The sequence below is a fragment of the Acidovorax sp. NN32 genome (assembly GCF_057597245.1).
On the sequence record NZ_CP199679.1, the window covers coordinates 4,537,166 to 4,560,757 of the forward strand.

Sequence of the window (23,592 nt, forward strand, 5' to 3'; positions counted from 1 at the left end):
TCCTTAGATTTCCAGCACTTTGGGCTGCTGGGCGGTGTGGGGATGCTCAGCACCACCGTACACCTTGAGTTTCTTGATCATCGCGTAGCCAAGGGGGCCCTTGGGCAGCATGCCCTTGACAGCCTTTTCCAGCGCGCGGCCGGGGTGCTTGGCTTGCATGTCGCGGAAGTTCGTGGCCGTGATACCGCCGGGGTAACCCGAGTGGCGGTAGTACACCTTGTCCAGGGACTTGGTGCCGGTGACCTTGAGCTGGGCGGCGTTGATGATGACGATGAAGTCACCGGTATCGACGTGAGGCGTGTAAATGGCCTTGTGTTTGCCGCGCAAACGGAGAGCAACTTCGCTGGCTACTCGTCCGAGGACCTTGTCGGTCGCGTCAATCACAAACCACTCGTGCACAACCTCAGCGGGCTTTGCGCTGAAAGTAGTAGTCATGAGTTTTCTCTTCAAAAGAGGGTTTGGTGGGTCCTTTTCCACGGTCGGTGCTTCTCTGAAGGAAGCCTCTTAGGTGGCGTAAAGTCTTCGCCGCGGGACCACAAAAGCGCTGCGAAGCCCGCGATTATACGAATTTGCAGGCCTGTGGCGCAAGCCCGTAGCCGGAAAGCAGCCCACGGCCCCCTCGCCCACGGCTAATTGGGGGTCTGCCGGCGGCGCTGCTCGTCGGCTTCGTAGCGGCGGCGGTTCTCCACGCAGATGGGCTGGTTGGCCTGGGATGGCTTCTGGCATTCCTGGTGGATGCACATGGGGCGTGCGAGGAAATTGGCATCTGCACAGGCCTCTTGCGGGCTGGGCACACGCGGTGGTGGCGGGCGAGGCTTGGGCTCGGCCACCACAGGGGGCGGTGGCGGGGGCGGCTCCTCATGCACCAAGATCGGGGTCGGAGCCGGCTCAGGGGCGGCCCGTCGCGCACGAGTGGGGGCGCGCGGAGCAGAAGCAGGAACCAGTGCTGGCGCAGGCATGGATGCAGCAGCCACCGTATCGCTCGCAGCGCCGTCCACAGCAGCAGAGGCCGCTGCGGCCGGGTCCTGCAGCGCCGTCTCCATCACTGCAGGCGGCGGCGCTGCGGGCGGCTCTGCCATCTCGGTGATGATGTCGTCCTGCGGCGCCTTGCTGCTCTGGGCCCAGCGCAGGCCGGCGGCAGAAACCACCACGGCCACCACAGCCACCCCGAGCCACACCAGAACCGGCGAGCGCCGCGTGGTTTTCACCGCCTTGCCGTGGGGGCGGGCGATCTCCCGCTCCAATAGCTGTGGCCGATGGTCGGACGCATGGCGGGTGGTGCTCCCCGGCTGGTGGCCGCCCGCAGGATCGTCGTAGCGGGAGTCATCGACCACCACCGTGTCTCCTGCGTCGATGAAGACCGTATCACCCGCATCGGCAGCCACAGTGTCCGGGCCGCCCAGCATCACGGTGTCTCCGCCAACATTCGCTTCGCCTGCGGGCGTGGCACGCCCTCCGGCATCGTGGGCCACTCCGTTCCCGGTGGCGCGTTGCGCCTGGGCGTGCATCTCTGCCACGATGCTGGGTGCTGAGGTCACATCCACCGTAGGCGTTACCAAGCCCGGGCCCGGCTGATCGGCAGGCTCCACCCAGATATCCCCCAGGTCGTTCCGGAAGTCGAAGTGCTCGCTCCCCTCCGGCGCGGACGTCATCTCCATGAGCTGCAGGAACGCGTCGATGCTCTGCGGCCGGTCCTCCGGCTTGAGCGCCAGCGACTGCGCGATCGCCGCCACGAAAGGCGCGGAATACTCCACGCCAAACTGGCGCTTGACGGTTCTGGCCACGCGGGAGAACGACACCATGCGATCGCGGATGGAGCGCAACGTGGCAGGCAGCGGCGTGTCGTTGCACAAGCAGCCATGCACCACCGCAGCCAGGGAATACAGGTCGCTCCACGGGCCCTGGCGCAAATCCTCGTCGCCATCGGAATATTGCTCTATGGGCGCGTAGTTGACCTTGAGGACGGCGGTGTGTTTGCGGTCCTGGTCGTTGATCGCGTGCCGGGCAGCGCCCAGGTCGAGCAGCACCGGGGGGCCGATGTCCTGCAGAAAAATGTTGTCGGGCGAAATATCCCGATGCAGGGTCTTACCGTCATGGAGCACCCGCAGGGCACCCAGCACTGACCACAGCACCTTGCGCAGCCAGATCTCGGGCGGCGGGGTGCGCATCTGGGCACGGGCCTGCTTGAAGGTCATACCGCTGTAGAGGGGCATGACCATGTAGGCGGTGTTGTTCGCCTCCCAGAAGCGGAACACCTTGACCAGCGAAGGGTGGTCAAACTGCGCCAGCAGGCGCGCCTCACCCACAAAAGAGGCCAGCCCGGCCTGGAACGTTTGCTGGTCCGACGAGGATCTCACCCAGAGCGACTGGCCCTGCGCACGCCCCGCCAGCGCCGAAGGCATGTATTCCTTGATCGCCACGGCCCGGTGCAGGGAGTGGTCAAAGGCTTTGTAGACCATGCCAAACCCGCCAACCCCCAGGAGCGCAAGGATCTCGAACTCAGCGAGGCGGGTGCCTGGCGGCAGCGCATCCACATGGCTGACACCGCTGGCTGGGGCTTGGCTGGAACTTGCGATCATGGTGGAAAGGGTGTGGCGTGCGGGCTTGTTTCGACAGAGATTGTGGGTGAACGGGTGCCAACACCGCTCCAAACGCAATCATGAAGCATGCCAGCACGCGCTACAGAAACAAAAGGCTTCCCGTCTGCCAAAAAAGTTACACACCCTGGTCAGAGATACGCCGATTGTGCCGCGCCATGGTTCCTGGCCGCCCACAGCCCATGACAAATTCGCATGGAACCATGACCCGGCCTCTGGTGCCCGCCACCCAGTGCAGCCACCCCTCGACCCGGCCCAGGAAGGCGACAGGGCGCACTCGTTACCATAGAGCCATGTTCAGTTATCGCCACGCCTTCCACGCAGGCAACCATGCCGATGTGCTCAAGCACACGGTCTTGATCGCCGCCTTGCAACACCTTACCGAGAAAGACGCGGCCCTCACCGTGCTGGACACGCATGCGGGCGCGGGCCTCTACCGGCTCGATGGCGACTACGCCAGCACCAGCGGCGAAGCTGCAGACGGCATCGTCCGCCTGTTTGCCCCCACGGCCCCAACCCTCACGCCGGCCCTGCAGGCCTATGTGGACATGGTCCGTGCCTTCAACCAGGGCAACACGCTGCGGGTTTACCCAGGCTCCCCGTTCATCACCCAGCGCCTGTTGCGCGACCACGACAAGCTCAAGCTCTTTGAGCTGCATCCCACCGACCTGCGCGCCCTGGCGGGCAACGTGGCCCAGCTCGAAGCAGGCCGCCAAGTGGCCGTGCTGCACGAAGACGGGTTCGAAGGGATCAAGAAATTCCTGCCTCCACCGGCCCGCCGCGCTTTGGTGCTGTGCGATCCCAGCTATGAAATCAAGAGCGACTATGCCAAGGTGCTCGATATGGCGGCGGATTCGCTCAAGCGCTTTGCCACCGGCACGTACGCCTTTTGGTACCCCATCATCCCGCGCCCCGAGGCGCACGACCTGCCTCGCCGCCTCAAGACCCTGGCCACCAAGGCAGGCAAGAGCTGGCTGCATGCCACGCTGACCGTCAAGAACAGCAAGCTCACCGAAAACGCTGCTGGCGACGTCAAGCGTCCAGGCTTGCCAGCCAGTGGCATGTTTCTGATCAACCCGCCCTTCACCCTGAAGGCCGCGCTCAAAACCGCACTGCCACAAATGGTGGAATTGCTGGCCCAGGACAAACACGCCACGCACACCCTGGAATCAGGCGGCTGATGCGTCCAAGTGGCGGGTCGTTCTTACGGCCCATCCGCCCCCACGTCCTCACTCTTCAGGGCAGGTCGATTCTCCATTGGCCACAGGAAACACCTCCACCGGCTTGAGCCCCAGACCGTGCAGCCCCAGGGCAATGGCTGCAGCGCGGCTCAAGTCCACGATCCGGCCCCGCGCATGGGGCCCCCGGTCATTCACGCGCACCACAACCCCTCGGCCCGTGATCTGGCTGCGCACACAGATGAATGTGCCAAAGGCCAGGGTGGGGTGCGCAGCGGTCATTGCGTGCATGTCAAACCGCTCACCACTGGCTGTCTTGCGCCGGTGAAACCCAGGCCCGTACCAGGACGCGAGTCCGGTCTCTGGCGCCACCTCGTACCGGCCAGACTCCCCCGAAGGCGCAGCCCATGGAGCGTCAATGGGCTCACCAAGAGGTTGCACCTCCTCATCCAGCAGCCCCGCCTCGGCCAACGCGGCATCCACGGCATTCGGGGTGGAGGGCTCTGCCGTGTTACCGGCCCCCTCTGCCTGCGCAGCAGGCAACCACGCACAGTAGGCCGCAACCAGCAGGGGCAGCAGCCGCAGGTGGGCGCTAGCGCTTGCAGCGCTCCAGAAATGCTTCCTCAAACCGTCGCAGATCGTTTTTCTCTCCATCCGTCAAATCCGTTCTGGCGCGTTTGTTGGTAAGAATGCGGCGAGACTCGGCGCATTGCTGGGCGTGCCGCTCCTGCTGCTCCCTGGAAGCCTGTGCTGCGACCTGGGCAGACTTTTCGTCTTCCCGGCGTTGCTTGTCGCGGTGGCGGCGCTCCGCCGAAAGCCGTGAGTACGCATCCTGCTCCTCCTCCCGGCAATCGCGCCGGTATTCGCGCCGCATTCCTTCCACCACGTCGGCCTTGATGCCCCGGCCATACGCTCCCCGGATGTTTTCATCCAGGGCCCGGCAGCGCGCGCTCAGGTACTGGTGGTGGTCCGGGGTTTCGGGCGATGACCGCACCGGCGAATAGCTGTCATAACGTGGCGATGAATATTGCGCCGGGGCAGGCCCAGCCACAGCGGCTGTGGTGCGGGAGCCCTCAGGGCACGGCCGCGACAGGACAAAAGTGTTCCCATTTCCGTCCCTGCAGTGGTAGCGGGTCTGCGCCTGAACGCCCGACATGCCCGACACCCACACACACAGCGCACACCATACCGCCACCCCAGCTCGTTCCATGACCACCATCCCCCTGCAAATGTTGCAAAGTGCTAATGGTAGCCAAGCCGTGGTCGTCAGATCCCCAGGCGGCGGCAGATTTCCAGAGTGGCCGCACTCTGGTTCATGGTGTAGAAATGCAGTGCGGGCACGCCCGCGCTGCGCAGCTGGTCACACAGGTCGGTCACCACATCCAGCCCAAAGGCCTTGATGCTGGCTGTGTCGTCGCCAAACGCCTGCAGGCGCAGCCGGATCCAGCGGGGAATCTCGGCACCGCAGGCGTCCGAGAAACGCATCAGCTGCGTGGAGCTTCCGATGGGCATGATGCCGGGCACCACGGGCACGGTGGCGCCCAGGCGCTGCGTGTCTTCCACAAAGCGGAAATACGCATCGCTGTTGTAGAAATACTGGGTGATGGCCGAGTCCGCACCCGCCTGCACCTTGGCGATGTAGGCCTTCAGGTCCGCCTCGGGCGACTTGGCCTGGGGGTGCACCTCGGGGTAGGCGGCCACTTCGATGTGGAAATCCCGGCCCGTCTCCGCGCGGATGAAGGCCACCAGGTCACTGGCGTACTGAAACTCCCCGCCCGCGCCGTAGCCGCTGGGCAAATCGCCGCGCAGCGCCACCAAGCGCTTGACGCCCATGGCCTTGAGCGTGGCGAGCTGCTCGCGCACGGACTGGCGTGTGGCACCAATGCACGAGAAGTGCGAAGCGGCGCTCACACCTTCGGCCAGGATTTCACGCACCGTGCCAAAAGTGCCCTCCTGCGTGGAACCACCGGCGCCGTAGGTCACCGAGCAGAAATCAGGGTGCAGCGCATACAGCTGCTGGCGCGCGGCCCGCAGCTTGTCCGCCCCATCGGACGTCTTGGGCGGGAAAAACTCGAAACTCACCGGAAAACCGGTGCCCTGGGCATTGGCAGCAATCATGCAGCCCTCCTCGCATAAACAAAAAATTCATGGTTGCCGTCGCCGCCCTGGATGGGGCTGTCGAGCCAGGCCTGTACGGCCAGGCCCAGTTCGGCGCAGCAGTCACGGATACGCTTTTCCACCACCGCATACAGCGCGGCATCCCGCACCACACCGCCCTTGCCCACCTGGCCCGGCTGCAGTTCAAACTGCGGCTTGACCAGCATGAGCAAATGGCCGTCGGGCGCCAGCAGAGGCACCAGCGCGGGCAGCACCAGCGTGAGCGAAATGAACGAGAGGTCGCCTGTCATCACGTCGAACACCGGCGTGATGTCCACGCCCGCGCAGTCGGGGCGGCGACGGCGCTGGACGGGCAGCGTGCCCAGCGCCCGCGCCTCTGCGCGCTGCGCGCGCTCGGACTTGAACGCTTCGATGTCCTGCTCTTTCGCGTCGCCGCTGTCATCGTAGGCATCGTCCACCAGGCCGCCATTGCGCATCCAGCTGTAGGGCGCCTCGGGCTGGGTTTCGTTGTCTTCGTCGGCTTCGACAACTTCAGAGAGCGCCAGCTCGCAGGCTTCCTGCAGCGCCTGTGCGGTCAGCGAGCGCGCGTTCACGCCCTCCACGCAGACCACACGTAGATCGCTGCGCAGCCGCTCGTGGAGCTGGCCATGGCCCACGTCCACACCGATGACCTGCGCTGCGCCCTGCTGCAGCAGGCAATCGGTAAAGCCGCCGGTGCTCTGCCCCACATCCAGGCAGCGCAGCCCGGCCACGGACAGCCCCGTGGCCAACAAGGCGCCTTCCAGCTTGAGGCCGCCGCGCGAGATGTACTTGGCCTCGGCATCGTCCAGCAGCTTCACCTCGGCCACGGACGGGATGTCATCGCCGTTCTTGGCCACCTTCTGCCAGGGCGCCAGGGGTGACAGACGCCACTCCACGCCCGCAGCAATCAGCCGCTGCGCTTGCGAGCGCGTGGCCGCATGGCCCGCTTCCACCAAAAATACATCTGCACGCATGGCGCTCATCCTTTAAGAGTCAAATCAGCCTCCAGCGCTTATCCATCAAGCGCAAGCAGCTATCACAATAGTAGCAACCACGATGCAGTGATCCACCAGCGCACCGGCGGCATGCCGCCAAGGCGCGCAATGCGCCTGGGGCGCGGGATCAATAGCGGTAGGTATCCGGCTTGTACGGGCCTTGCTTGGGCACGCCAATGTAGGCAGCCTGCTCGTCGGTCAGCTCCGTCAGCATGGCGCCCACCTTCTTGAGGTGCAGACGGGCCACCTTTTCGTCCAGGTGCTTGGGCAACACGTAGACCTTGCCGTTTTCGTAGTAGTCGCTGTGGGTGAACAGCTCGATCTGGGCAATGGTCTGGTTGGCAAAGCTCGACGACATCACAAAGCTCGGGTGGCCCGTGCCGCAGCCCAGGTTCACCAGGCGGCCCTTGGCCAGCAGGATGATGCGCTTGCCGTCCGGGAAGATCACGTGGTCCACCTGGGGCTTGATCTCTTCCCACTCGTACTGCTCCAGCGACGCCACCTGGATCTCGTTGTCGAAGTGGCCGATGTTGCAGACGATGGCCTGGTCCTTCATGGCCAGCATGTGCTCGTGGCGGATCACGTCCTTGTTGCCGGTGGTGGTCACGAAGATATCGGCCTTGTCGGCAGCGTATTCCATCGTCACGACCTTGTAGCCTTCCATCGCAGCCTGCAGGGCGTTGATGGGGTCGATCTCGGTCACCCACACCTGGGCGCTCAGTGCACGCAGGGCCTGGGCGCTGCCCTTGCCCACGTCGCCGTAGCCGGCCACCACGGCCACCTTGCCAGCGATCATCACGTCGGTGGCGCGCTTGATGCCGTCCACCAGCGATTCACGGCAACCGTACAGGTTGTCGAACTTGCTCTTGGTTACCGAGTCGTTCACGTTGATGGCGCGGAACATCAGCGAGCCCTTGGCCGACATTTCCTTCAAGCGGTGCACGCCGGTGGTGGTTTCTTCGGTCACGCCGATGATCTGGGCGCTCTTGCGGCTGTACCAGGTCGGGTCCTCAGCCAGCTTGGCCTTGATGGATGCAAACAGGCAGGTCTCTTCTTCGCTGGTGGGGTTGGCGATCAGCGAGGCGTCCTTTTCGGCGCGCTTGCCCAGGTGCATCAGCAGCGTGGCATCGCCGCCGTCGTCCAGGATCAGGTTGGGGCCTTCGCCTTCGGTGCCGGCGGGGCCAAAGTCAAAAATGCGGTGGGTGTAGTCCCAGTACTCGGCCAGGGTCTCGCCCTTGATGGCAAACACCGGAGTGCCCGCCGCAGCAATGGCGGCGGCGGCGTGGTCTTGGGTGGAGAAGATGTTGCACGATGCCCAGCGCACTTGCGCACCCAATGCCTGCAGCGTCTCGATCAGCACGGCGGTCTGGATCGTCATGTGCAGCGAGCCCGTGATGCGGGCGCCCTTGAGCGACTGCTTGGGCGCGAACTCCTCGCGGATGGCCATCAGGCCGGGCATCTCGGTTTCGGCGATGCGGATTTCTTTGCGGCCCCATGCGGCCAGGCCGATGTCGGCAATGATGCAGTCGGTGTTGACCGGGGCGTTGACGCGTGCGTTCATGATGGTTTCTTGCTCCAAAGCATGTTGAAAAACCACTGGTCGCGGGAGTGAAAAAGCTCACCACACGAGAAGTGGATGAGCGTCGTTGCTAGATGACTCCGAGCCTCACGCCCCGCCTGTGCTGGGGACGCTGCAACGCTCCTCGGATCGGCGGATTATAAAAGCAAGTGCATTCCCCGCACCATGCCCCGGGATGAATCCGTCCTCGGCCTTGCACGGAACAGTAAAATCCCGCCACTGCCGCCCCTGCGTCCCACGCCGGTCCCGGCCCGAAGATTCTTGCGCAGGGCGCTCTGCCCCGCACCCATCCCATTCAGGAACCCCCTGTGTCCTACGCCCCAGAAACCCGGCGCCGCCGTACCTTTGCCATCATTTCCCACCCCGACGCGGGTAAGACGACGCTGACGGAAAAGCTGCTGCTGTTCTCGGGCGCGATCCAGATCGCAGGCGCCGTGAAGGGCCGCAAGGCCAGCCGCCACGCCACCTCCGACTGGATGGAAATCGAAAAGCAGCGCGGCATCTCGGTGGCCAGCTCGGTCATGCAGATGCTGTACCGCGAGCACGTGATCAACCTGCTCGACACGCCCGGCCACAAGGACTTCTCGGAAGACACCTACCGCGTGCTCACCGCCGTGGACTCGGCCCTGATGGTGATCGACGCGGCCAACGGTGTGGAAGCACAGACCCGCCGCCTGATCGAGGTCTGCCGCCAGCGCGATACGCCCATCATCACCTTCGTGAACAAGATGGACCGCGAAGTGCGCGACCCACTGGACATCATGGACGAGGTGGAGCGCGAGCTGGGCATGCCCTGCTGCCCCATGACCTGGCCCGTGGGCCAGGGCAAGAGCTTTGGCGGCATCATCAACCTGCGCACTAAGACCATGACGGTGTTCGAGTCCGGCAGCGAGCGCCGCCCACAGGACTTCGAGGCCATCCCCTTGTCGGACGAGGCGACTCTGCGCGCACGCTTTGGCGCCGAGTTCGACGCCGCGCTGGAGAGCATGGAACTGGCCGTGGGCGCATCGCCCGCGTGGGACCATGAAGCCTTCCTGGCTGGCAAGCTCACCCCCGTGTTCTTCGGCTCCGGCGTGAACAACTTCGGGGTGATGGAAGTGCTCGATGCCCTGGTGGACATGGCCCCTCCCCCCGGCCCGCGCGTGAGCACGCTTGAAGTGAACAAGCAACCCGTGGTGAAGACCATCCAGCCCGAAGACGAAGGCTTTGCCGGGGTGGTGTTCAAGGTGCAGGCCAACATGGATGCCAACCACCGCGACCGCATCGCCTTTGTGCGCGTGGCCTCGGGCAAATACACGCCGGGCATGAAGCTCAAGGTGCAGCGCACCTCCAAGGAGCTGCGCCCCACCAGCGTGGTGACCTTCATGTCGCAACGCCGCGAGGCCGTCGAAGAAGCCTACGCAGGCGACATCATTGGCTTTACCACCCACGGCGGCGTGCAGCTGGGCGACACCATCACCGATGGTGCCAACCTGCAGTTCACCGGCCTGCCGTTCTTCGCACCCGAGATGTTCATGACCGTGGTGCTCAAGAACCCCTTGCGCACCAAGCAGCTGCAGCAGGGCCTGGCCCAGCTGGGCGAGGAAGGCGCGATCCAGGTCTTCAAGCCCGACGCAGGCGGCAACATGCTGCTGGGCGCCGTAGGCCAGCTCCAGTTTGAAGTGGTGCAGCACCGCCTCAAGGCCGAGTACGACGCCGATGTGCGCCTGGAAGGCTGCCAGTACACCGGCGCGCGCTGGATCACCGCCGACAACGCAGCCGACCTGCGCGCGTTCACCGACGCCTACCCGCTGCGGCTGGCGCACGACGCGGCAGACACGCTGGCCTACCTGTGCACCAGCCCATATGACGTGCGCTTGGCGCAAGAGCGGTTTCCGAAGATCCATTTCCACCCGCTGCGCGAGCATGCGGGGTTGGCGCTGCAGGGCGCATAGCCCGCACAAGAGGGGGAAATTCTTGCGCAGTCAGCCGATCAATTTCTCCGCGGCGCCGCTTTGCACCAGGACTTGCATAGGCTCCACCATTTCCGCACTGGCCCTGGTCGGTGCGGACTTGCTGCTGCTGAAGACTTGGACCCGAGGGCGTGATGTGCCTAGGAGTGTGGGCAGCAGAAGGCATCGAAGCGAAACGTGCAAAAACCGAGGATCGCGTGGTGCTACCGACAAGCCCAGGGTGGGCCCCTGGGCGCAGGAGGTGGTACCACGCGGGACCCGTTTATCGCGCGTTGCAGCCGATGCTCCTTCTGCCGCCCGCACTCCTAGCCACAACACGCCTGCAGCGCTCAACTTCCTGCGTCATTGGCAATGGACGCTCCAGCATTGAAAGCCGCGCGCCACGCGCTGCGCGAACACATCGACCGCCATCCCTGGATCGAGTGTCTCAGCGCCACACTGCTTCTGTCTCTGCTCACCCTGCTGGTGCATGGCGCATCACTCCAGGGATCTTGGCGCTGGGATGACGGCGCTCACCTGAGCTACGCCGCCCAATACACACCCTGGCAATATTTCTTGGAGCCCCACGTTGCCCAGGGGCACTCCAGCGCCAATGTCGCTCCATGGAACCTGCTGTTCTACGACATCAACCTGAGCTTGTTCGGCATGGCCGCCACTGGCCACTACGCGCACTTGCTGCTGCTCGTGGGGCTGGGAGCCGCGTTGTTCTATGCCGTGTTGCGAGAGTGGGTGGAGCCCCTGCCCGCGCTGATCGGCGCCGTTGCGCTGTTGCTTGGCAAGCCCACTGCCCACATCGCGGCGGGCCTGATGCATGGGCACTATGCGACCGGCTTCGTGTTCGCCATGCTGTCGATACTGGGGTGGACCCGGTATCTCAAAGGCGGGCGCGGATACTGGCTGGGGCTGTCGGCCCTGGCCTACCTGCTGGCGACTACCTGCAAGGAAGTCTATGTACCCCTGGTCGTCCTCTTGCCCTTCCTGCCCGTGGGCACGTGGCCGCAACGGGTGCGCGCACTGATACCGTTTGTGCTGATTGCACTGGTCTACATAGGGTGGCGCTACCTGCTACTGGGGCGCCTCGTGGGCGGCTACAGCCAGGGAGTTTTCGATGCCAGCGAGGCCCTGCGCCAGTTGCTCCGGGTTCCCAAATTGCTCCTCGGCTCCAAACCGCCCGGCAACATCCTTGCCGTTGTATTTCTCGGCCTTCTGTGCCTTGCGGCTGTGAAGCGCCGCCTCCATGCGCCTGTGTTCTTCGTGTCCTTGGGCATCGTCCTGCTGCCGCTGATACCGCTGACGGCCTTTCCGGGAATTCACAGTCCGGACCGTTACCTGTTCGTGCCGTGGGTGGCGTTTTCAGCCTGCCTGGCGGTCGTCTGGCCGCGAGAGACGCGCCCGGTTTTTGCCCTTGTTGGAGGCGCAGCGCTTGTTGCGGCCCTGGCAGGTGTGCACGCGCAGGAGAAACAGGCGCTCAGGCCCAACCTGGCGTATTGGGACACGCTGTACCGCTTTGCCCTGTCGCTCGACAAAGAGCGGCAGGCCATATTCGTAGTCCCAGAGTTCGGAGGCACCGATGATGGATACAAACGCTCTGTACTGATCCGCGCCAGAAACACCGCCGACCTGTTTGCGCCAAAGCCGCAGCCAGGCGATTTGCTCGTCGTGGACGAAAAGGGCCGTGGCCTGGAACAGGTCCCATTGGCCACCCTGCAGCTATTCGAGTTCCGTGGCGGGGACATGGTGCCCATGCCCCCCGAAAGGGTCGCAGAGAAACTCCCGAGCCTGGCGCGTGGGCAACCTGCCCAAAGTGTCCGTTAGAAGCAGCCATCTCTTCGTCCACAGAAAAAGGTGCAAGCCCGAGCGGCAGCCCTCCGCGACTTTCACCAACGCCCCCTCTCGCCATCCCTATGCCTTCTCGTTCCCCCATGCTTCCGTTGAGTACCTGGAATCCTCCCGCCCGCCTCGTCGGCCTGCTCACTGACATCGACGACACGCTGACCACGGAGGGGGTTGTGCCTGCGCACGTGGTGCAGGCGATGGAGTCGCTCAAGGCCCGGGGACTGGCCGTGATTCCCATCACAGGTCGCCCCGTAGGCTGGAGCGAGCCCTTTGCGGCCGCCTGGCCTGTGGATGCCATCGTGGCCGAGAATGGTGCTGCGGCCCTGCAGCGCTCTCTGGACAAGCGCGATGCGCTGTTAAAACGATATCAACAGGATGCAGCCACGCGCGCAGCCCATTTCGCCCGCATGCAGCAAGTGCTGGCTGACATCGAAGCCAGGGTGCCCGGCGCCCGCCGCGCGACCGACTCGCCCGGACGCGAAACGGACATCGCCATCGACCACAGTGAGTTCACACACCTGCCCCAAGAGCGGATCGACCAATGCGTGGCGATCCTGCGCGCCGCAGGCATGAACGCCACCGTGAGCAGCATCCACATCAACGGCTGGTTCGGGGCGCACAACAAGCTGGAGGGCGCGCGCTGGATCGTGCGCGAGTTGCTGGGACGCGACCTCGACGCGGAGATCGACCGCTGGGTGTATGTGGGCGACTCGACCAACGACCAGCTCATGTTCGAGCACTTCCCCCACAGCGTGGGCGTGGCCAACATCGCGCGCTTTGTGCCACAACTGCAGCACCTGCCGCGTTATGTGACCCAGGGCGAACGGGGCGCGGGGTTTGCCGAAGTGGCACGGGCAATCCTGGCGGGTCTGGATCGCGGCGGGAGCTGAGCCTGAAGCAGCCTTGGCCGAGAAATTTGAATAAAAATACGGCCTAGCGCTTGATGGACGTGCGCAAATAGCTATATTTTTAATAGCAAAACTTCACAGTCCACGCCCTTCTCAGGCCTTGAGGAAGATGTCCGTATCTGGCGCAAAGCAGGCGTGCAAGGGCAGCAGCGCTCCGCCCAGCGCGCGGGCGTCCGAGCCCATGGTGCCCAGCTCCAGCCGGGGGGGCTGGTGCAGGCCTTCCCAGTTGTAGTCGGCCAGCGCGTGGCGGGCACTTTCGCACAGCGCCTGCAGCAGCTCGGGGGCCGCAGCGCCATCGACCACCACGGCATCCAGGTCCAAAAACGCGGTGGCCGAGACGATGCAGTGCGCCAGGCCCGCCGCAGCGCGCGCGATCCAGCCCCGGCTGTGTTCCAGCCACGGGGCCTGCAGCACACGCTTGTCGTAGGCGGCCATAGGGTCGAGGCCATGTTCGCGGAAGCGCTGCTCCAGCTCCCACAGCGATGCCTGGCTGATGAGCTGCGCGGGCGCCTGGCCCGGCTGGGCGGGTGACAGCGGCAGCGAGGCCACCGCACCCGCGTTGCCATGCAGACCGCGATGCAGGTGCGAATTGATGACCAGCCCGCCGCCCACAAAGGTGTCCATGAACAGGTACAGAAAACTCGGGATGTCGCGCCCGCGCCCCTGCAGCAGCTCGGCCACGCAGGCGGCGGAGGTGTCCTTGGCAAAGGACACGGGCAACTCGGTCATCTGCTGCACCTGCTCGGCCAGGTCGATGTTGTTCCAGGCTTCGGATTGGGCCTCGGTGAGCCCCAGCATGCGGTGCCAGCCGCCGAGCTGGAACGGCGCTGCCACGCCCACACCCACCACGCGCGAGCGCAGCGGGCCCAGGCCGTCGAGCAGCTGGTTGAGGTGCGTGCGGATGGCGGGCAGCAGCACGTCGATGTCGGGGAAGGCGTAGTCGAGCACGATGCGCTCGCGCACATGGCCGGTGAAATCGACCAGCAGCCAGTCGGCACTGCGGCGGCCGATCTTGATGCCGATGGCAAAGGCGCCGTCGGGGTTCAGGCCAATGGGCACCGAAGGCTGGCCCACACGGCCGCGCACCGGGGCTTCGCGGCGCAGCAACTGGTCTTCGTCCAGCCGCGCGGTGATGAGGCCGATGGTCTGTGCCGTGAGGCCCGTGACCCGTGCCATCTCGGCCTTGGCCAGGCTGCCGTGGGTGCGCAGCGCCTGCAGCACAACGCGCTCGTTGAACTGGCGCAGCCCCACATGGTTGGAGCCACGCTGGCGCAGCAGCGCGGGGCTGGCGGCAGCGTTGTCAACGGCGGGTAGGGATGCGTCGGTGTCCAGCATGGTGATGAATCGATCAGGCGTTCAGAGTGTCGCCGATGACGCCCTTGCGCAGCAGGAAGTTGCCCCAGGGCTGCAGCTCTCCCGTCACAACGATGGCATAGGCCTTTTTGACGCGCTCGTAGAACGCAAAACGCTCCACGCCTTCGGCCTGCTCACTGGCCACGCCCTCGCGCGCCAGCACGTCCATGGTTTCGCGCTGCAGGGCTGAGCGGTAGGGCACCTCGGTACCGCCCACCTGCATGTAGGCCACGGGGTGCGGCACGTCCTGCGCCAGGGGCAGCACGCTGGCCACCGCTTGAACGGCACGTGCCATCCCAATGCCCGGCAGGCGCAGCACGGGCTTGCCCGCGCCCAGGCTCATGGCGGTGAAGTTGGCGTCGGCCAGCACGATGGCGTCGTCGTGGCCCATCTCGGCCAGCACCTTGAGCAGCTCGGGGGTCAGCAGGGGATCAATGTTCTTCAGCATGGGGCGTTTCAGGCAAGGCACTCGGCGGGCAGGTCGGACGCAGCCATGGCACCCGTCATCACGGCCACGGTGTCGCTCATGCTGATCTTCTTGGGGTTGACCACGGCGGCGCGCTTGCCCAGGCGGGCGATGTGGATGCGGTCGGCAATCTCGAACACATGGGGCATGTTGTGGCTGATGAGGATGACGGGCAGGCCCTTGTCGCGCACGCGGCGGATCAGCTCCAGCACCATGTTGCCTTCCTTCACGCCCAGGGCGGCGGTGGGCTCGTCCATGATGACCACATGGCGCGCAAACGCTGCCGCGCGCGCCACGGCCACGCACTGGCGCTGGCCGCCAGAGAGTGTCTCCACCGCCTGCGTCATCGAGCGGATGCCGACCTTCAGCTCGGCCATGCGGGCCACGCTTTCTTCGAGCATCTTCTTCTTGTCGAGCATGCGCAGCGCGCTGCCCAGCAGTCCGGGGCGGCGCAGTTCGCGGCCGAGGAACAGGTTTTCAGCAATCGTCATGGCCGGAGCCACGGCCAGGTCCTGGTACACGGTTTCGATGCCCGCCTTGCGCGCGTCGATGGGGCTCTTGAACTGGATGCGCTGGCCGTCGAGCAGGATCTCGCCTTCGTCGGGCACGGTGGCGCCCGACAGCGCCTTGATGAGACTCGACTTGCCCGCGCCGTTGTCGCCGATCACGGCCAGGATTTCACCGGCGCGCAGTTCAAAGTCAGCACCGTCGAGCGCGGTGACCTGCCCGTAGCGCTTGACCAGGCCCTTGGCCTGCATGACCAGCGGGACGTTCGTGGTGTGTTGGGAGGTGCTCATGATCAACGCACTCCTTTTCGCGAGAGTTGGTCAGTGGCCACGGCCAGGATCACGAGGATGCCGGTGACCAGAATTTGGTACACCGACGACACGCCCATCAGCGTGAGCCCGTTGCGGAACACGCCCACGATGAGCGCCCCCACCAGCGTGCCCAAAATCATGCCGCGCCCGCCAAACAGGCTGGTGCCGCCCAGCACCACGGCGCTGATGGCGTCGAGGTTCTCGGTCTGGCCCGCGTTCGGGTCACCCGCGCCAGTGCGGGCCACCGACAGCACCGACGCGATGCCGTAGAACAGGCCCGCCAGCACATACACGCCCAGCAGCACCTTGTCGGTGGCAATGCCGGTGAGGCGTGTGGCTTCGGGGCTGTTGCCCACGGCGTACACGTGGCGGCCGGGCGCAGTCTCGCGCAGCGCAAACCAGGTGACGAGGTACAGGGCCAGCATGAGCACGGCCCCCCACACGATGGCGGTCTGCCCCAGCTGGAAGGTGTTGCCCAGCGCGGTCATGCCGGCCGGGATGTCGGTGATCGTCTGCGCGCCCGAGTACAGCTGCGTGGCGGCAAACGCGATGTTGAGCGTGCCCAGCGTGACGATGAAGGGTGGCAGCTTGATCTTGGTGACCAGCAGGCCGTTGATCAACCCGAATAGCATGGTCACCGCCATACCGCAGGCAATCGCCACGGGGGCCGAGAGGCCGTAGTCCGCCGCCATCTTGGTCATCACAATGCCGCCCAGCGCCATGACCATGCCACACGACAAATCGATGCCTGCGGTGAGGATGACCAGCGTCTGGCCAATGGCGATGACCGCCACCACCATGACCTGCTGCAGGATGAGCGCGAAGTTCTGCGCCGACAGGAAACGCTCGCTCTGCGTGGCAAAAAAGGCGCACGCCAGGATCAGCGCGATGAACGGCCCCAGCGTGGCCAGCGGCGGTAGTTTGGAAGCGGTCGAGGACATGGCGGCTCCGTGCGGGTGGACAAAGGGGGCGCGCAGGCAGGCCCGTTGCGGCTTGCCTGGCGCCAATTCAGCAGAGGCGGCTTACTTGGCGCCCCAGCACAGGTCGGTTCCGGTCTTCACATCCTTGCTGTCCACGCCCGCCATGGGCTTGGCAGCGATCAGCGTCACGCCGGTGTCGGTGTAGCCGCTGACCTTCTTGCCGGTCTTGGCGTATTCCACGCCTGCCGCCACGCCCATGGCGGCCATGCGCAGTGGGTACTGCTGGCTGGTGGCGGCGATCACACCCTTGCCCACGTCGGCAATGCCCGCACAGCCACCGTCCACCGAGACGACGAGCACGTTCTTCTCCTTGCCTGCGGCCTTGAGCGCGTTGTAGGCACCGGCGGCAGCGGGCTCGTTGATGGTGTAGACGATGTTGATGTCAGGGTTCTTCTGCAAGCAGTTTTCCATGCCGGTCTGGCCCTTGGCGCGGTCGCCAAAGCTGTCGGCCATGCAGACCACTTCGGCGGGGCGCGACAACTCATTGCTCTTGGCATCGTTGGCCTGCAGACCAAAGCCCTTCAGGAAGCCGTTGTGCCGCTGTGCGCCCACGGGGTGGCCGGGGAACAGGTCCAGCGTGGCAATCACAGGCTTCTTGCCTGCAGCGGCGGCCTTGGCGTACTGGCCGATCAGCTCGCCCGCCTTGTAGTTGTCGGTGGCAAACAGCGCGTCCGTCGCATCCATGGGCTCGGTGGGGCTGTCGAGTGCAATCACCATCACGCCGCGTGCCTGCGCCTTCTTGATGGCGGGCACGATGGCCTTGGCGTCGCTGGGGGTGATGAGGATGGTCTTGGCACCTGCGGCGATCAGGTTCTCCATGGCCGTGACCTGGCCCGCGTTGTCGCCATCGGTCTTGCCTGCGGCCGACACCAGCTTGGCACCCAGCTTCTTGGCCTCGGCCGTGGCGCCCTCTTTCATCTTCACAAAGAAGGGGTTGGTCTCGGTCTTGGTGATGAGGCCGATGACGGGCTCGGATGTCTGCGCCTGGGCCAGGCCACAGGCCAGGGCGCCGGTGAGGGCAAGGGCAGAAAGCGCAAAGGCGGGGGTGCGTTGCATGGTGTTGTCTCCGGGTGTTGGGATGGCAGATTCCTGTCGGCCCCGTGCTGCGCGGCTGGCAGGTGAACCACTCTTGTCGGGTGGATGGGATCGAACTATAGTGGCCGACGAGTTAATAAATCAAGTGGATTTACTTATGGTTTTCCCTATCCAGTCCGCCGACTCTAGCCCCGCCCACACCGCGCCGCCGCTGCGCGTGGCCACGGCGGGCGAGGCCTTGTTTGACCTGATCGAAGAGCCCGATGGCCGCCTAAAACCCTGCGCCGGCGGCGCGGTCTACAACCTCACGCGCGCGCTGGGTTTGCAAGGGGTGGGCACGCTGTACCTCAACCCGCTTTCGGGCGACCTGCTGGGGCGACAACTGGCGCGCGGCCTGCACGATGCTGGCGTGGCCCTGGCAGCGCCCACGCCGGTGCGTGCGCCCAGCGCGCTGGCACTGGCCGCACTGGATGCCGAGGGCAAGGCCAGCTACAGCTTCTACCGCGACGGCGTGGCCGACCGCCAGGTGACGGCCGCCGCGCTGACGGCTGCTTGCGCCGCATTGCCTGAGCTGCAGGTGGTGGCCACGGGCTGCCTGGCGCTGGTGGCAAAGGACGCTGCCATCTACCAGCCCTGGCTGGCAGCGCAGCGCGCAGCAGGCCGCATGGTGGTGGTGGATGCCAACCTGCGCCTGTCGGCCGTGGACGATGCGGAGGCCTACCGCGCCAACGTGATGGCCGCCCTGCAGCACGCCCACCTCATCAAGGTGAGTGACGATGACCTGGAGGCGCTGGCTGTTCCGGGCGCCAACGCATTGGAACGCGCCCACTATTTGCAGCAGCAAACACAGGCGCAATGGCTCGCCCTGACCCTGGGGCCGGAAGGTGCCTGGCTGCTGCAACGCGACGGCCTGGCCGTGCATGCGCGCGAAGAAGCGCCGATCACGGTGGTGGACACCGTGGGCGCAGGCGACTGTTTTCTGGCGGGTTTGATCACCGCCTGGCTGGCAGGGCCTGAGCGTGGGGAGGAAGCGCGGGCCCGTGGTGCGGAGGGCTTGACGGCTCCGGTCACCGAAGCCCGGTTGCGCGCCATGCTGCTCCACGCGCTGGCCAGTGCCGGCCACTGCGTGGAGCGCGCGGGCTGCACGCCGCCGCGTTACGAGGAAGTGCGCGAAAGGCTGGCGTTGCGGCGCTGAGCGACCGCAGCGGGCCGATATCCCTTACTCAGCCGGCTTGGCTGCCGGTTTACGGGCTCGGCTGCGAGGACGGGCAGCGGGTGCCTTGGCGGGTGTGGCGCCTTCTGCCTCGGCGGCGGAGGCCTCGGGAGCGGCAGTAGAGGACTCGGCACTTACCTCCCTCCCTCCAGCACGCGCGCTGCGCGCAAGGGGCGTGGCGGCCTTGCGGGGGCTGGCGCCGGGCTTTGCGCCGTCTCCACTGCGCGCGCGGCTGCGGCGAGGGGTGGCGGCTTCGGGGCCATCGTCCTCGGTGGATGCACCGCCTTCCGGCGTGTCCGCACCCTCTTCCACTTCGGAGCGCATTTCTTGCAGCGGGGTGGAGTCGATCACCGGCTCTGGTGGCGCAGCCTCGGGGGCAACGGACTGGCTGAAGTAGCGGCTGGCCGGACGCTCTGCAGGGATATCGGCCTGTTCGGCCTCAAGGTGTTCGTGGCGCTGCGGGGAGCGCGCGTCTGCCCGGTCCGGGCCCTCACCGCGACGCCCTCGGCTGCGGCCCGATGGGCCCTGCTCTTCGCCGCCGTCCGAACGCAGGTCAGGCGCCGTCGCCACCGCATGGAAGTCGTGCCGTGTGGCGCCGCCCTGGCTGGCGCGCTCGCCCGCGCCCTCTGACCTGGCGGGCGCCGCTGTTGCGCTGGGCTGACCATGGCTGCGGAACACATACGCACCCGATTTTTCATCGCGCCCAAACTCCAGCAGCCCACGCGCCTGCGCTTCCTCCAGCAGGTTGCCAAAGGTGCGGAAGCCATACCGGCCTTCGCTGAAATCGGGCTTGCGACGCTTGATGGCCTCCTTGAGCACCGAGGCCCAGATCTTGCCGGTGTCGCCGCGCTCGGACAGCAGGGCTTCAAACGTTTCGGCCGCCAGCTCCACGCCCTGGGTCCGGCGTGCGTCCTGACCTTCCTTGCGGCTGCGCTCCTCCTCGGGGCTGCGGCGGGGCGCGGGCGGTGGGTTGCTGCCTGGGGCCTGGCGGCGGGCCTGCGCGCGCTGGTTCTCGCGGACCAGGTCGTCGTAAAAGATGAACTCGTCGCAGTTGGCGATGAGCAGGTCCGACGTGGACTGCTTGACGCCCACACCGATCACCTGCTTGTTGTTCTCGCGCAGCTTGGACACCAGCGGCGAGAAGTCCGAGTCGCCGCTGATGATGACGAAGGTGTTGACGTGCGACTTGGTGTAGCAGAGGTCCAGCGCGTCCACCACCAGGCGGATGTCGGCTGAGTTTTTGCCCGACTGGCGCACATGCGGGATTTCGATCAGCTCGAAATTCGCCTCATGCATGGTGGCCTTGAAGCCCTTGTAGCGCTCCCAGTCGCAATAGGCCTTCTTGACCACGATGGAGCCCTTGAGCAGCAGGCGCTCCAGGATGGGCTTGATGTCGAACTTTTCGTACTGCGCATCGCGCACGCCCAGAGCGACGTTTTCAAAGTCGCAGAACAGGGCCATGCTGATGCTGTCGGAGGGGGATGCCATATCGTGTGTGAGTTCCGTTCAATGCTGCGGATCATCACACGGAACGCATTGCACCCTCCGAAGGGAGTGGCCTCAGGTGGGTTTGGCCAAGCCCAGTTTCTCTACCAGCGCCTTCTCGCGCGTGAACGTGTCCTGCGCAAACTTCTTGTACGCCGCCGTGCTCATGTACATCGGCACCATGTCATAGCGCGCCAGGGCCGTGCGATAGCTCTCCTGCTCCATGGCCTGCTTGAAGGCATCGTGCAGGCGCTTGACCACCGCATCGGGCGTGCCCTTGGGTGCACCGATTCCAAAGGGCGAGTTCTGCACCAGGTTCAGCCCCAGCTCCTTGAGCGTGGGCGCATCGGGGAACTTGGCCAGGCGCTCGGCGCCCCAGGTGTTGAGCACGCGCAGCTTGCCGGCCTCGACCTGCGGTGCAAAACCGGTGGAGTCGGCCGCCGCCATGATCTGCCCGCCCAGGATGGACTGCATGAGGTCGGCGCTGCCCTTGTAGGGCACATGGAGCAACTCCAAGCCCAGCTGCTGGGCGATGAGCTCCATGGTCAGGTGCGGGCTGGTCATGGTGCCGGTGGAGCCGTAGCTGAGCTTGCCGGGGTTGGCCTTGGCCCAGGCCACGAAGTGCGTCCAGGTCTTGAGGGGCGAGTCAGCGGGCACCACCAGGCCAAACGCGTAGCCGGTGACGTTGAGCACGTAGCTGATGTCTTTGACCGGGTCCCAGTTGATCTTGGTGGTGTAGGGCAGGCGGAACACGCCCAGCGGAATCTGCGCCACCGTGTAGCCGTCGGCAGGCACGGTTTGCAGCGCCTGCGCAGGCAAGGTGCCGCCCGCGCCGGGCTTGTTTTCGACAATGACGGTCTGCCCGAGGATCTTGCTGGCGTTGTCGGCCAGCGCGCGCATGGTGATGTCGGTGGGGCCGCCCGCCGGGAAGGCGATGATCAGCTTGATGGGTTTGTTGGGAAAGCTCTGGGCCTGCGCCAGGAACGCGGGGGCGGCGAGGCTGGCGGCTCCCCATTGGATGATCTGGCGACGTTGCATGGCGAGGCTCCTCAAAACGAAAGACAAAAGATTCGCTCATTGGACTGCAGCCCCTCGCGCGGGGCATGCAGGAAACCCCCTAGCCTCTGTCACCAAGGCGGCAGCGCGGCTGGGGCAGGATGGTTCCCGCAACGCGCCGGTAGCGCGCAACACCGCAGGCGTTTGTCACACTTTGTACGTGGACAGCAGCAGGCTGGTTTCCGTGTTGGCAATGCCCGGCGTGAGGCGGATGCGGCCCAGCGCCGCATCGAATGCCTCCAGGCTTTCGGCGCGCACCTCGGCCACGATGTCCCAGCGGCCGTTGGTGGTGTGCAGGGTGCCCACCGTGGGCTCACCGCGCAGCGCATGGATGACAGCGGGCGCCGCATTGCCCTCGACCGCGATGCTCATCCACGCACGGATGCGCTGGGGCTCCGAATCGGGCCGCAGCCGCACGGTATAGCCGACGATGACACCGCCCTCCTCCATCTTGTGCAAGCGGTTCTGAACGGTGCCGCGCGATACACGCAGCTTCTGCGCCAGCGTGGCCACGGGGGTGCGTGCGTCGGCGCGCAGGATGCTGAGGATTTCGCGGTCGGTGTCGTCCAGTTTGGTCATGGCAGGCTCTGTAGCTGGCAGTTCGGCAATTTTCTGTGCATTGTGGCCCTGCAAGCTGGCACGGGCATTTCTTCCGCCCGGCGCAACGCGGACAACTTCTCACGCTGAATCTGGATCAAGAAGGCCTGCAGCGCCCATCTAAAAAGCATTAAACGCTATCAAAATCATAGTGCCTGCATCACGACGAATCGGTGGGGTGCGGGGCCTGCACATCCAGCCGCGCATCGCAACCCACGCCCGATGCGATCCAGCGCCGGGCCAGCGCAGACAGTCCGCGCACAGCCCAGGGATGGGACAGGCCGGTGACACCACCGGGGTCGGCCACCATGCCACACCAATAGCGCTGGTCGGCATCGCTCCAGCGCAGGGCCGTGCAGGCCCCCTTGCGGCGCCGTGAAACCAGTATCCCCAGCGGGCAGGGCTCCGCCAGGCAGCACAGCCCACAGCCGTTGCAGGGTGCGCCTTCTGCGGGCTTGGCGGGTGCTGCGGGATGCAACCACACCACGGTGGGGTGAGCAGGCAGTTGTTCGGGCATGGGGGTGCAAAGGGAACATGCGCGAGCGGCAAATGCCCCCGCGCTCCACGGTGCATTGTGCGGCCCTATTACCGCCGCGCGACTGGCTGCACGACCGCAGGCCCCAACAAAAAAGCCCCCGCTGCGATCACAGCGGGGGCCAAACCGGTCGAAGGGACCGGGGAGGGAGACAAGTAAAGAGGGAATGAAACTGCCGCCGGATCAGCAGCCCAGCGGCCGGTTCGGGCGCATGGGCACGATGCCGGTGACGCGCAAGGTGGCGTTCGAGCCATCCGTGGCTGTCAGCGTTTTTCCGCTGAAGCGCACCTGGTCGCTCTCGCGTACGACCGCCGTGTCAGTCGGCTCGCCGCTGGCGTATTCCTTGCCATCAAAGGTCAGGAAGACCTGGTGCAGGCCTGTCGCATCGGGGCGATACCGGATGTCGCCAAAGGCGGTGGCCGAAGAACCCACCTTGTTGGCCCCGTCAAAACGGAAAGCACACAACTCGGGCACCGAGCCGATGGGGTTTTCCTTGTCCACGCCGGTGAGGTTCAACGTGCCGTTGCCGTACACACCGTTAAGACCGTCCACCGTAGCGCTGGTCACGGTCAGCACACCGGGTTCGTTGCTGGGTGTTGGGTCATCGTCATTGCCGCCGCCGCAGGCGACCAGCAGCACAGAAGCAGCCGCGAGGGCAGTACAGGTCTTGAGGAAATGAAAAGCGTTCATGGTGATGGGCGTCCGTAGATGTGGATGGAAGGTGGGGAGCCGATCCCCTGCAACCCATCGTAGGAAGCCCACCCCGCGCAGCGCGTGCGCCATGTTCCGCGTTGTGCGTAGGACATGGGCCGACAGGGGTGTGCGCCAAACCAATGGCTGGCATGGAGCCACCCCGCCTCTGCCGCCCGC

At 65.4% G+C, this 23,592-nt stretch carries 22 protein-coding genes and 1 riboswitch; of the genes, 5 read left to right on the top strand and 17 right to left on the bottom strand.

All coding sequences use genetic code 11. The annotated features are described in order from the left end of the window. Positions 1-3 precede the first annotated feature (3 nt). Complete coding sequence (gene rplM, locus ACT89O_RS20865) at positions 4-435, bottom strand: 50S ribosomal protein L13 (protein WP_008907237.1); 432 nt, start codon at positions 433-435, stop codon at positions 4-6. 194 nt (positions 436-629) lie between these two features. After that, positions 630-2,579, bottom strand: a complete 1,950-nt coding sequence (locus ACT89O_RS20870; protein WP_487261072.1) for a serine/threonine protein kinase — start codon at positions 2,577-2,579, stop codon at positions 630-632. A 311-nt stretch (positions 2,580-2,890) separates the two neighbouring features. On the opposite strand from ACT89O_RS20870, the gene ACT89O_RS20875 reads away from it, so the two are divergent. Then, complete coding sequence (locus ACT89O_RS20875) at positions 2,891-3,778, top strand: 23S rRNA (adenine(2030)-N(6))-methyltransferase RlmJ (RefSeq protein ID WP_121508503.1); 888 nt, start codon at positions 2,891-2,893, stop codon at positions 3,776-3,778. 48 nt (positions 3,779-3,826) lie between these two features. On the opposite strand, the gene ACT89O_RS20880 is transcribed toward ACT89O_RS20875, so the two are convergent. The 5 genes from ACT89O_RS20880 to ahcY form a co-directional block, all read right to left on the bottom strand. Next, positions 3,827-4,402: a septal ring lytic transglycosylase RlpA family protein gene (locus tag ACT89O_RS20880; RefSeq protein WP_228896090.1), complete on the bottom strand. Its 576-nt coding sequence runs from the start codon at positions 4,400-4,402 to the stop codon at positions 3,827-3,829. Continuing rightward, positions 4,368-4,931: a hypothetical protein gene (locus ACT89O_RS20885; protein ID WP_487261073.1), complete on the bottom strand. Its 564-nt coding sequence runs from the start codon at positions 4,929-4,931 to the stop codon at positions 4,368-4,370. Before ACT89O_RS20885 ends, ACT89O_RS20880 begins: the two co-directional genes overlap by 35 nt. Positions 4,932-5,041: 110 nt before the next feature. After that, positions 5,042-5,893, bottom strand: coding sequence for a methylenetetrahydrofolate reductase [NAD(P)H] (metF, locus tag ACT89O_RS20890; RefSeq protein ID WP_487261074.1), 852 nt, complete (start codon positions 5,891-5,893; stop codon positions 5,042-5,044). Beyond that, positions 5,890-6,888, bottom strand: a complete 999-nt coding sequence (locus tag ACT89O_RS20895) for a TlyA family RNA methyltransferase (RefSeq protein WP_306555416.1) — start codon at positions 6,886-6,888, stop codon at positions 5,890-5,892. The genes metF and ACT89O_RS20895 overlap by 4 nt, the downstream gene beginning before the upstream one ends. A 148-nt stretch (positions 6,889-7,036) precedes the next feature. Continuing rightward, positions 7,037-8,470 carry an adenosylhomocysteinase gene (gene ahcY, locus ACT89O_RS20900; protein ID WP_487261075.1) on the bottom strand — a complete coding sequence of 478 codons (1,434 nt, stop codon included), beginning with the start codon at positions 8,468-8,470 and terminating at the stop codon, positions 7,037-7,039. A 70-nt stretch (positions 8,471-8,540) separates the two neighbouring features. After that, positions 8,541-8,620, bottom strand: a riboswitch (S-adenosyl-L-homocysteine riboswitch). 176 nt (positions 8,621-8,796) lie between these two features. On the opposite strand from ahcY, the gene ACT89O_RS20905 reads away from it, so the two are divergent. From ACT89O_RS20905 to ACT89O_RS20915, 3 genes are all read left to right on the top strand, one after another. Further along, positions 8,797-10,422 (top strand): peptide chain release factor 3, encoded by a 1,626-nt coding sequence (locus ACT89O_RS20905; protein ID WP_055393087.1) that lies wholly within the window; start codon positions 8,797-8,799, stop codon positions 10,420-10,422. 369 nt (positions 10,423-10,791) lie between these two features. Continuing rightward, positions 10,792-12,255 carry a hypothetical protein gene (locus ACT89O_RS20910; protein ID WP_487261076.1) on the top strand — a complete coding sequence of 488 codons (1,464 nt, stop codon included), beginning with the start codon at positions 10,792-10,794 and terminating at the stop codon, positions 12,253-12,255. A 107-nt stretch (positions 12,256-12,362) separates the two neighbouring features. Then, the gene (locus ACT89O_RS20915) at positions 12,363-13,166 is read left to right on the top strand and encodes an HAD-IIB family hydrolase (protein ID WP_487262892.1); all 804 of its coding nucleotides are present in this window, start codon (positions 12,363-12,365) and stop codon (positions 13,164-13,166) included. Positions 13,167-13,277: 111 nt separating this feature from the next. Here the strand turns inward: ACT89O_RS20915 and ACT89O_RS20920 are convergent, their stop codons facing one another. The 5 genes from ACT89O_RS20920 to ACT89O_RS20940 all read right to left on the bottom strand — a co-directional run bounded on the left by ACT89O_RS20920 (position 13,278) and on the right by ACT89O_RS20940 (position 17,857). After that, positions 13,278-14,519, bottom strand: coding sequence for an ROK family transcriptional regulator (locus tag ACT89O_RS20920; RefSeq protein ID WP_121421229.1), 1,242 nt, complete (start codon positions 14,517-14,519; stop codon positions 13,278-13,280). A gap of 13 nt (positions 14,520-14,532) precedes the next feature. Then, complete coding sequence (locus ACT89O_RS20925; protein ID WP_487261077.1) at positions 14,533-14,985, bottom strand: RbsD/FucU family protein; 453 nt, start codon at positions 14,983-14,985, stop codon at positions 14,533-14,535. An 8-nt stretch (positions 14,986-14,993) separates the two neighbouring features. Then, entirely contained in the window at positions 14,994-15,800 is an 807-nt protein-coding gene (locus tag ACT89O_RS20930; protein WP_487261078.1) for an ATP-binding cassette domain-containing protein, read from the bottom strand. A gap of 2 nt (positions 15,801-15,802) precedes the next feature. Next, positions 15,803-16,762, bottom strand: coding sequence for an ABC transporter permease (locus ACT89O_RS20935; RefSeq protein WP_057270395.1), 960 nt, complete (start codon positions 16,760-16,762; stop codon positions 15,803-15,805). A gap of 81 nt (positions 16,763-16,843) precedes the next feature. Beyond that, positions 16,844-17,857 carry a sugar ABC transporter substrate-binding protein gene (locus ACT89O_RS20940; RefSeq protein WP_057270396.1) on the bottom strand — a complete coding sequence of 338 codons (1,014 nt, stop codon included), beginning with the start codon at positions 17,855-17,857 and terminating at the stop codon, positions 16,844-16,846. 136 nt (positions 17,858-17,993) lie between these two features. On the opposite strand from ACT89O_RS20940, the gene ACT89O_RS20945 reads away from it, so the two are divergent. Next, positions 17,994-19,031 carry a PfkB family carbohydrate kinase gene (locus ACT89O_RS20945; protein WP_487261079.1) on the top strand — a complete coding sequence of 346 codons (1,038 nt, stop codon included), beginning with the start codon at positions 17,994-17,996 and terminating at the stop codon, positions 19,029-19,031. Between the two features lie 24 nt (positions 19,032-19,055). Here the strand turns inward: ACT89O_RS20945 and ACT89O_RS20950 are convergent, their stop codons facing one another. From ACT89O_RS20950 to ACT89O_RS20970, 5 genes are all read right to left on the bottom strand, one after another. Continuing rightward, the gene (locus ACT89O_RS20950; protein ID WP_487261080.1) at positions 19,056-20,537 is read right to left on the bottom strand and encodes an NYN domain-containing protein; all 1,482 of its coding nucleotides are present in this window, start codon (positions 20,535-20,537) and stop codon (positions 19,056-19,058) included. 72 nt (positions 20,538-20,609) lie between these two features. Beyond that, positions 20,610-21,572, bottom strand: coding sequence for a Bug family tripartite tricarboxylate transporter substrate binding protein (locus tag ACT89O_RS20955; RefSeq protein ID WP_121508494.1), 963 nt, complete (start codon positions 21,570-21,572; stop codon positions 20,610-20,612). 165 nt (positions 21,573-21,737) lie between these two features. Then, the gene (locus tag ACT89O_RS20960) at positions 21,738-22,169 is read right to left on the bottom strand and encodes an Lrp/AsnC family transcriptional regulator (protein WP_055393104.1); all 432 of its coding nucleotides are present in this window, start codon (positions 22,167-22,169) and stop codon (positions 21,738-21,740) included. A 178-nt stretch (positions 22,170-22,347) separates the two neighbouring features. Further along, complete coding sequence (locus tag ACT89O_RS20965; protein ID WP_487261081.1) at positions 22,348-22,704, bottom strand: hypothetical protein; 357 nt, start codon at positions 22,702-22,704, stop codon at positions 22,348-22,350. A gap of 201 nt (positions 22,705-22,905) precedes the next feature. After that, complete coding sequence (locus ACT89O_RS20970; protein WP_055393055.1) at positions 22,906-23,412, bottom strand: hypothetical protein; 507 nt, start codon at positions 23,410-23,412, stop codon at positions 22,906-22,908. Positions 23,413-23,592 lie beyond the last annotated feature (180 nt).

Excerpts from the sequence above, each read along its gene's own strand:
- rplM (WP_008907237.1), bottom strand. The coding sequence starts at position 435 with ATGACTACTACTTTCAGCGCAAAGCCCGCTGAGGTTGTGCACGAGTGG.
- ACT89O_RS20870 (WP_487261072.1), bottom strand. The coding sequence starts at position 2,579 with ATGATCGCAAGTTCCAGCCAAGCCCCAGCCAGCGGTGTCAGCCATGTG.
- ACT89O_RS20875 (WP_121508503.1), top strand. The coding sequence starts at position 2,891 with ATGTTCAGTTATCGCCACGCCTTCCACGCAGGCAACCATGCCGATGTG.
- ACT89O_RS20885 (WP_487261073.1), bottom strand. The coding sequence starts at position 4,931 with ATGTCGGGCGTTCAGGCGCAGACCCGCTACCACTGCAGGGACGGAAAT.
- metF (WP_487261074.1), bottom strand. The coding sequence starts at position 5,893 with ATGATTGCTGCCAATGCCCAGGGCACCGGTTTTCCGGTGAGTTTCGAG.
- ACT89O_RS20895 (WP_306555416.1), bottom strand. The coding sequence starts at position 6,888 with ATGCGTGCAGATGTATTTTTGGTGGAAGCGGGCCATGCGGCCACGCGC.
- ahcY (WP_487261075.1), bottom strand. The coding sequence starts at position 8,470 with ATGAACGCACGCGTCAACGCCCCGGTCAACACCGACTGCATCATTGCC.
- ACT89O_RS20910 (WP_487261076.1), top strand. The coding sequence starts at position 10,792 with ATGGACGCTCCAGCATTGAAAGCCGCGCGCCACGCGCTGCGCGAACAC.
- ACT89O_RS20915 (WP_487262892.1), top strand. The coding sequence starts at position 12,363 with ATGCTTCCGTTGAGTACCTGGAATCCTCCCGCCCGCCTCGTCGGCCTG.
- ACT89O_RS20920 (WP_121421229.1), bottom strand. The coding sequence starts at position 14,519 with ATGCTGGACACCGACGCATCCCTACCCGCCGTTGACAACGCTGCCGCC.
- ACT89O_RS20925 (WP_487261077.1), bottom strand. The coding sequence starts at position 14,985 with ATGCTGAAGAACATTGATCCCCTGCTGACCCCCGAGCTGCTCAAGGTG.
- ACT89O_RS20930 (WP_487261078.1), bottom strand. The coding sequence starts at position 15,800 with ATGAGCACCTCCCAACACACCACGAACGTCCCGCTGGTCATGCAGGCC.
- ACT89O_RS20935 (WP_057270395.1), bottom strand. The coding sequence starts at position 16,762 with ATGTCCTCGACCGCTTCCAAACTACCGCCGCTGGCCACGCTGGGGCCG.
- ACT89O_RS20940 (WP_057270396.1), bottom strand. The coding sequence starts at position 17,857 with ATGCAACGCACCCCCGCCTTTGCGCTTTCTGCCCTTGCCCTCACCGGC.
- ACT89O_RS20945 (WP_487261079.1), top strand. The coding sequence starts at position 17,994 with ATGGTTTTCCCTATCCAGTCCGCCGACTCTAGCCCCGCCCACACCGCG.
- ACT89O_RS20950 (WP_487261080.1), bottom strand. The coding sequence starts at position 20,537 with ATGGCATCCCCCTCCGACAGCATCAGCATGGCCCTGTTCTGCGACTTT.
- ACT89O_RS20955 (WP_121508494.1), bottom strand. The coding sequence starts at position 21,572 with ATGCAACGTCGCCAGATCATCCAATGGGGAGCCGCCAGCCTCGCCGCC.
- ACT89O_RS20960 (WP_055393104.1), bottom strand. The coding sequence starts at position 22,169 with ATGACCAAACTGGACGACACCGACCGCGAAATCCTCAGCATCCTGCGC.
- ACT89O_RS20965 (WP_487261081.1), bottom strand. The coding sequence starts at position 22,704 with ATGCCCGAACAACTGCCTGCTCACCCCACCGTGGTGTGGTTGCATCCC.
- ACT89O_RS20970 (WP_055393055.1), bottom strand. The coding sequence starts at position 23,412 with ATGAACGCTTTTCATTTCCTCAAGACCTGTACTGCCCTCGCGGCTGCT.